The sequence below is a fragment of the Hydrogenophaga sp. genome, from assembly GCF_011772445.1.
GTDB lineage: Bacteria > Pseudomonadota > Gammaproteobacteria > Burkholderiales > Burkholderiaceae_C > Hydrogenophaga.
The window spans coordinates 87,467-93,592 of the sequence record NZ_WVZN01000027.1; the positions used below are offsets into that span (position 1 = coordinate 87,467).

Consider the following 6,126-nt stretch of genomic DNA (forward strand, 5'->3'; position numbering starts at 1 on the left):
CCCGCCGCGCTTCGCGCGACCCCCTCAAGGNNGCGACCCCCTCAAGGGGGCGGCACCTGCGGCCCGGCAAAGCCGGTTCCGCGGTGCCACTGGGTTCGACCCCGTCGCTCGTTGCGTGTCCCGAATCGTTCGTCATACTTCTGCGTCAGCCGGGTTGAAGGGGGTGTTCAGGCCCAGGTTGCCGATGGCGCGCAGCCAGCGCTTCTCGACCGTGGCGTCCACCGAGTTGGTGCGCGACTCGAGCACGCAGCCACCCGGGGTGATGGTGGCGTCGGCCACCAGCTCGGGCGCGGGTTCCCCCAGGGTTTCGAGCAGCGCGCCCTTCATGAGCGCGAGGTCGGCCGGGTTCATGCGGATGGTGGCGGGTAGTCCGTCGTCGATGAGCTGGGACATCGCCTCGCTCACCACGCCCTGCAGTTGCGTGGGGTCCTGCACGAGTTCGCGGCGCACCACCTGGCGTGCCAGGTCGCAGGCGATCTCCAGGATGTGGCGCGAGATCTCGTGCTCGCTGTGCTTGAGGTGCTCACGCGTGGTGCGCAGCAACTGGGCCATGCGCACGGCCGTTTCCTCGGCGGTGCGGCGCATGCTGGCTTCCATGGCGTCGCGCACCGACTGCGCGCCCGCGTCGTGGCCGTGGCGAAAGCCCTCGGCATAGGCCTGCTCGCGCACCTCGGCCACGCGTTCGTCGGGCGGCGCGGCCTCGGGCGCGGTGTCGCTCGCCAGGGCGGGGCGCTGGTCGCTGCCGTCCACGGCGGCGAACTGCCAGGCGGCCACGCCGTCGATTTCCTCGCGCGGGATGAAGCGCGAGTAGGGGTCGTTCTTCGGGCGCTGGGTCATACGAAGGCTTCTTCTTCGCCGCCCGTGCCGATCACGATCTGGCCTTCGTCGGAGAGACGGCGCACGACCTTGAGGATCTCTTTCTGCTGCGCCTCCACCTCGGACAGGCGGATCGGTCCGCGCGCCTCGAGGTCTTCGCGCAGCGCCTCGGCCGCGCGCGAGGACATGTTGGACAGCACCAGCTCGCGCAGCTCGGTGGTGGCGCCCTTGAGCGCCACGATGAGCTGGTCGGTGGCCNNTCCTCGAAGATGAACATCTTGTCCATGATCTTCTGGGCGAGCTCGGGGTCGAAGTCGCGGATCGACTCGATCACCGAGCTCTCGATCTGCGTGCCCATCATGTTGATGATCTCGGCGGCGGTCTTCACGCCGCCCATGGACGTCTTGCGGATCTTGTCGCCGCCGGCCAGCACCTTGTAGAGCACCTCGTTGAGGTCCTTCAACGCGGTCGGCTGGATGCCTTCGAGCGTGGCGATGCGCAGCATCACCTCGTTGCGCGTGCGCTCGGTGAAGTTCTTCAGCACGGCGGCGGTCTGGTCGGCCTCCAGGTGAACCAGGATGGCGGCCACGATCTGCGGGTGCTCGTTGCGCAGCAGTTCGGCGATCGACAGCGGGTCCATCCACTTCAGGCTCTCGATGCCCGACACGTCACCACCCTGCAGGATGCGATCGATCAGCAGCGCGGCCTTGTCGTCGCCCAGCGCGCGCTTGAGCACCGCGCGCACGTAGTTGTCGGTGTCGCTCACCAGCAGGCTCTGCGACGAGGCGGTGGTGGTGAAGCGCTGCATCACCTGGTCCACCCGCTCGTGCGAGACGGCGCGCGTGCGCGCGATGGTCTCGCCCAGCTTCTGCACCTCTTTCGGGCTGAGGTGCTTGAACACCTCGGCCGCTTCCTCCTCGCCCAGCGACATGAGGAAGATGGCCGCGTCCTGCAATCCGTTGTCGTCCATGGTCGTGTTCCTCGCTCAGGTCGCGGGTTCGCCGTTGACCCAGCCCTTGACGATGTTGGCCACCGCCGCGGGGTTCTCCAGCGCCAGGCGCTTGGCGTCGGCGATGCGGCGCTTCTCCGGCGTTTCCTCGTCGGGCGCCGGCATGGGCAGGCCGGGGCGCTCGGGCATTTCGTTCAACACGGCGTTGAGCGGCTGCACCTCGGTGATGGGCTTGGGCGCCGGCGATTTCATGAGCTTGAGCGCGGGGCGCACCATGCCCATCAGCACGATCAGGCCCAGGGCCACCATGCCGAGCGGGAAGGCCAGGCTGCGCGCCAGCTCCACGTTGTCGGCCTGCTGCCAGAAGGGCAGGGCCTCCGGCTCGCTGGTCACCACCTCGTTGAAGGGCGCGTTCACCAGGTTCACCGAGTCGCCGCGCGTCTGGTTGAAGCCGATGGTCTCGCGCACCAGCGCGGTCATCTGCTCGATCTGCTGGGGCGGGATCGGGCTGGTGACGGGCTTGCCGTTCTTGTCCAGCGAGGTCTTGTGGTTCACCACCACGGCCGCGCTGAGGCGCTTGATGGTGCCGCTGGACTCGCGCACGGTGCGCACGGTGCGGTCCACCTCGTAGTTGATGACGGACTCGCGGCGCGTATTGCCGGGCTTGTCCGTGCTGCCCTGCTGCGCCACGCCCACCGGTGCGGCCGCGCCGTTGATGGGTGCGTTGCCGGGGGCCGGCGGCTGGTTGCTCACCGCGCCGGGCACGCCGGCGGGCTGGGCGCTGGCGGGGCTGCCGTCCTCGATGGTCTGCTGGCTGCGCACCGCGCTGGGCTCGTTGCCCTGGTTCGGCCGGTGCTGTTCCGAGGTCATCTCGGCCTGCGAGAAGTCGATGTCGGCGCTGACCTGGGCCTTCACGTTGCCCGCGCCCACGAGAGGCTCGAGCATGTCCAGGATGCGGCGGGTGTAGAGCTGCTCCAGCTGCTGCGCGTACTGCAGCTTCTGCACGTCGGCGCCGGGGGCGTTCTGGCCGTCGGGCGGGTTGGACAGCAGGCTGCCCTGGTCGTCCACCACGCTCACGGCCTTGGGGTTCATCTCGGGCACGCTGCTGGCCACCAGGTGCACGATGCCGGCGACCTGCGCGCGGTCCAGCGTGCGGCCGGGGTGCAGCGTCAGCAGCACCGAGGCGCTGGGCTTCTGCTGTTCGCGGAAGAAGCCGTTCTGGTTGGGCAGGGCCAGGTGCACGCGCGCGGACTGCACCGAGGCCAGGGACTGGATCGAGCGGGTCAGCTCGCCTTCCAGGCCACGCTGGAAGCTCAGTCGCTCCTGGAACTGCGTCATGCCGAAGCGGTTGCTCTCCATCAGCTCGAAGCCGGTGACCGAGCCCTTGGGCAGCCCCTGCGAGGCCAGGCGCAGGCGCGTGTCGTGCACCTTGTCGGCCGGCACCATGATGGCGCCGCCGCCCTCGGCGTGCTTGTAGGGCACGTTCATCTGGGAGAGCTGGGCCACGATGGCGCCGCCATCCTTGTCGCCCAGGTTGGTGTAGAGCACGCGCCAGTCGGGCTGGCGGCCCATGAAGAAGAAGGCCAGGGCGATGGCCAGCAGGGCCAGGGCGCCCAGGCCGAGCTTGACCTTCTGGGCGTTGTCCATGCGCGCGAAGCCCTCGGCCAGCGCATTGGCGCGCACGGGCTGGGCATTCACTTCGGCGACGGCGGTGGTGCTCATGGGCGGGAGGGCTCGCAAGGGGGCGCAAAAGGCCCCGAATGCGGACGAGTATCCCGGCGGGGGTGGGCGGGCAGTGCCGGAAAAAGGCGGCTTATCGGGGCTTTATTTCCGGCCCGGCTTGCCGAGGGGGTCCCTAGGATTCAGGCCTGTCGATCGCTTCCCGAAGGAGTCCGCCATGGACATGCGCCTGTCCCCCCTGACCAGCCAGTCACTCGGCAACGTGGCCGCGTTCAAGCGCCCGGCCGCGGGCACCGCCATCGCGGGCGGCGCGGGCGCGGCCTTCGCCGACAACCTCAAGACCGCCCTGCAGAAGGTGAGCGACGTCCAGAACGAGGCCAGCCGCCTGCAGACCGAGGTGCAAATGGGCAACCCCAAGGTCAGCCTGGAGGAGACCATGATCGCCATGCAGAAGGCCCAGATCGGCTTCCAGAGCGCGCTGCACGTGCGCAACCGCATGGTGCAGGCCTACACGGATGTGATGAACATGTCGGTCTGATCGCCCGTCGGGGCGAAAGCGCGTATGGTGGGAGGCCTTCCAACGCCGTGAAATGCCATGCCCAGCCCCGACACCCTGGCCCGCTTCATCGCCCGCGTCGAGCAGAACGCCCACGTCGAGGCGATCGAGGAGTTTTACGCACCCGACGCCTCCATGCAGGAGAACCTGTCGCCGCCGCGCGTGGGGCGCGAGTCCCTGATCGCCCACGAGGCGAAGGCCATGGCGCGCACGAAGTCCGTGCAGTCGTGGTGCGTGGGGCCCGTGTTCGTCAACGGCGATCTGGTGGTCATCCGCTGGCGCTTTCGCTTCGAGTTGCCCGACGGCTCGGTGCGGGAGCTGGAGGAACTGGCCTACCAGGAGTGGCGCGGCGAGCGCATCGTGCGGGAACAGTTCTTCTACGACCCCGGGCAGTTCGTTCCCCGCTCTCCCCAATGACAAGGGCGCCGTTGGCGCCCTTGGGTTCCAGTGATGCACGCGCCCGTGGTGCGTGGCGGATGGCTCAGTGCGTCGGCGCCGCGCTGCTGCGGTCGATGATCTGCGCCAGGTCGGCCAGCCAGGGCTCGGCCAGGCAGCGGATCTCGGCGTCGGTGCGCAGAATGCGCTGCATGATGCGCGCCTTCTCCTTGCGCTCATCCGGCGCCAGGTCGGCGTCGCGCGACTTGAAGCGCAGCTGGGCGATGAGCACCGCGCAGGCGCCTTCCAGGCGCACCACGCGGTCCCAGTCCTCGGCCTGCGCGGCAGCCAGCATCTGGTCGCTGGTGCGCTCGATGGCCTTGTAGTAGTCGATCAAACCGTGTTGCTCCAGGTCGGACATGTCAGGCTCCTTGCAGGGCCTGGCCGCGGATGTCCTGCCAGGCCTGCGCCACGGGTTCGATGAGGGTCGCCACCTCGGCCAGCGCGCTCGGGTCGTTGCGCAGGTTGGCTTCGGTCAGGCGGCGCACGCTGTAGGCGTACAGGGCGCGCAGGTTCTGAGCCATTTCGCCACCGGCGGGGTCCAGGCCGGCCTTGAGGCCTTCCTCGACGATGCGCACCGCCTTGCCGATCTGCTCGCCCTTGACCACGAGGTCGCCGCGTTCCATGGCGCCGCGCGCGGCGGCCACGGCCTGCAGCAGGCCGTCGAACAGCATGCCCACGAGGCGGTGCGAGTCCGCCGCCTGGACGCCGGTTTCCACGGCGACGCGCTTGTAGACGGAGGCGGAGCGGGTGTTGACGGAGGTGAACATGGCGGGGGTTCCTTGCTGGCTATGCCCTATGTATCGGCCGTCCCGCGCCGGACTGTAGGTATTTGGAGGGCGATCAGAGGTGGGTTTCATGGCCGATTCGGAGGATGCCCGGGGCGCCATTTCGGCCCCTCAAAACACAACGGCGGCGGCTCTGGGAGCCGCCGCCGTGTGGGGCGTGGGGCGACCCCTCAGGGCCGGTTTCGATCAGCGCAGCAGCGACAGCACGTTCTGGCCGTTCTGGTTGGCCTGGGCGACCATGGCGGTGCCGGCCTGCTGCAGGATCTGCGAGCGCGACAGGTTGGAGGTTTCCTTGGCGAAGTCGGCGTCGACGATGCGGCCACGCGCGGCGGAGAGGTTCTCGCCCGTGATGTTGATGTTGGCCACGGCGTTNNTCTCGAAGCGGCTCTGCAGGGCGCCCAGGTCGGCGCGCGAGCTGTTGATGGCGTCGATGGCGGAGTCGATCACCTTGAGCGCGAGCTGGGATTCGCCGTAGCTCTCGATGCTCACGTCGTCCATGGCGGCGTTGGCCACGGCGGCGGTGTCGGTCACGGTGCCGGTGGTGGCGGCGCCGAAGCCGCCGAAGTCGCCGGCCGCGGTCAGGGCGCGCTCGGCCCAGACGCGGTAGCCGGTGACGGCGCCGGTGGCGTCGAGTGTGGCGAAGGCGAACACGCCGGTGTCGGAGGACTTGGCGTTGATCGCGTCGACGATCTGCTGCGAGCGCTGCGCGCCGGTGGTGGCCTCGCCAATGGGGCCCAGATCGATGGCGGTGCCGCTGGCATCGTCCACCGTCAGGTCGCCGGCGGCCATGGCGGCCAGCACGGCGGGCGCCACCGGGTCGGCGGCGTTGTTGATCTGCGCGGTCATGTGCACCGGCGTCTCGCCCAGCGTGTCGGACTTGGCCGAGACGATGGATTCGATGG

General features: G+C 69.2%; 7 protein-coding genes and 1 pseudogene (1 of these 8 running past the window's edge). 2 read left to right on the plus strand and 6 right to left on the minus strand.

Annotation, left to right across the window (positions count from 1 at the left end):
* Positions 1-132: 132 nt before the first annotated feature.
* The 3 genes and pseudogenes from GTO19_RS13080 to fliF form a co-directional block, all read right to left on the minus strand.
* Positions 133-837 (minus strand): flagellar assembly protein FliH, encoded by a 705-nt coding sequence (locus tag GTO19_RS13080; RefSeq protein ID WP_291021330.1) that lies wholly within the window; start codon positions 835-837, stop codon positions 133-135.
* Positions 834-1,786, minus strand: a pseudogene (fliG, locus tag GTO19_RS13085) (flagellar motor switch protein FliG). Before fliG ends, GTO19_RS13080 begins: the two are co-directional and overlap by 4 nt.
* A gap of 15 nt (positions 1,787-1,801) precedes the next feature.
* Entirely contained in the window at positions 1,802-3,487 is a 1,686-nt protein-coding gene (fliF, locus tag GTO19_RS13090) for a flagellar basal-body MS-ring/collar protein FliF (protein ID WP_291021331.1), read from the minus strand.
* A 175-nt stretch (positions 3,488-3,662) separates the two neighbouring features.
* Here fliF and fliE point away from each other — a divergent pair, with 175 nt between their 5' ends.
* Both fliE and GTO19_RS13100 read left to right on the plus strand, forming a co-directional pair.
* Entirely contained in the window at positions 3,663-3,983 is a 321-nt protein-coding gene (gene fliE / locus GTO19_RS13095; protein ID WP_291021332.1) for a flagellar hook-basal body complex protein FliE, read from the plus strand.
* A gap of 57 nt (positions 3,984-4,040) precedes the next feature.
* A complete protein-coding gene (locus GTO19_RS13100; protein ID WP_291021333.1) occupies positions 4,041-4,418 on the plus strand; it encodes a nuclear transport factor 2 family protein in 378 nt (125 codons plus the stop codon).
* A gap of 64 nt (positions 4,419-4,482) precedes the next feature.
* Here the strand turns inward: GTO19_RS13100 and GTO19_RS13105 are convergent, their stop codons facing one another.
* The 3 genes from GTO19_RS13105 to GTO19_RS13115 form a co-directional block, all read right to left on the minus strand.
* A complete protein-coding gene (locus GTO19_RS13105) occupies positions 4,483-4,797 on the minus strand; it encodes a flagellar protein FliT (RefSeq protein WP_291021334.1) in 315 nt (104 codons plus the stop codon).
* A 1-nt stretch (position 4,798) separates the two neighbouring features.
* Complete coding sequence (gene fliS / locus GTO19_RS13110; RefSeq protein ID WP_009519680.1) at positions 4,799-5,206, minus strand: flagellar export chaperone FliS; 408 nt, start codon at positions 5,204-5,206, stop codon at positions 4,799-4,801.
* A gap of 204 nt (positions 5,207-5,410) precedes the next feature.
* On the minus strand, positions 5,411-6,126 hold part of the coding region annotated (locus GTO19_RS13115) for a flagellin (protein WP_291021335.1) (this coding region is incomplete at its 5' end). The annotated region continues 202 nt past the right edge of the window; 716 of 918 annotated nt are visible.

Excerpts from the sequence above, each read along its gene's own strand:
- GTO19_RS13080 (WP_291021330.1), bottom strand. The coding sequence starts at position 837 with ATGACCCAGCGCCCGAAGAACGACCCCTACTCGCGCTTCATCCCGCGC.
- fliF (WP_291021331.1), bottom strand. The coding sequence starts at position 3,487 with ATGAGCACCACCGCCGTCGCCGAAGTGAATGCCCAGCCCGTGCGCGCC.
- fliE (WP_291021332.1), top strand. The coding sequence starts at position 3,663 with ATGGACATGCGCCTGTCCCCCCTGACCAGCCAGTCACTCGGCAACGTG.
- GTO19_RS13100 (WP_291021333.1), top strand. The coding sequence starts at position 4,041 with ATGCCCAGCCCCGACACCCTGGCCCGCTTCATCGCCCGCGTCGAGCAG.
- GTO19_RS13105 (WP_291021334.1), bottom strand. The coding sequence starts at position 4,797 with ATGTCCGACCTGGAGCAACACGGTTTGATCGACTACTACAAGGCCATC.
- fliS (WP_009519680.1), bottom strand. The coding sequence starts at position 5,206 with ATGTTCACCTCCGTCAACACCCGCTCCGCCTCCGTCTACAAGCGCGTC.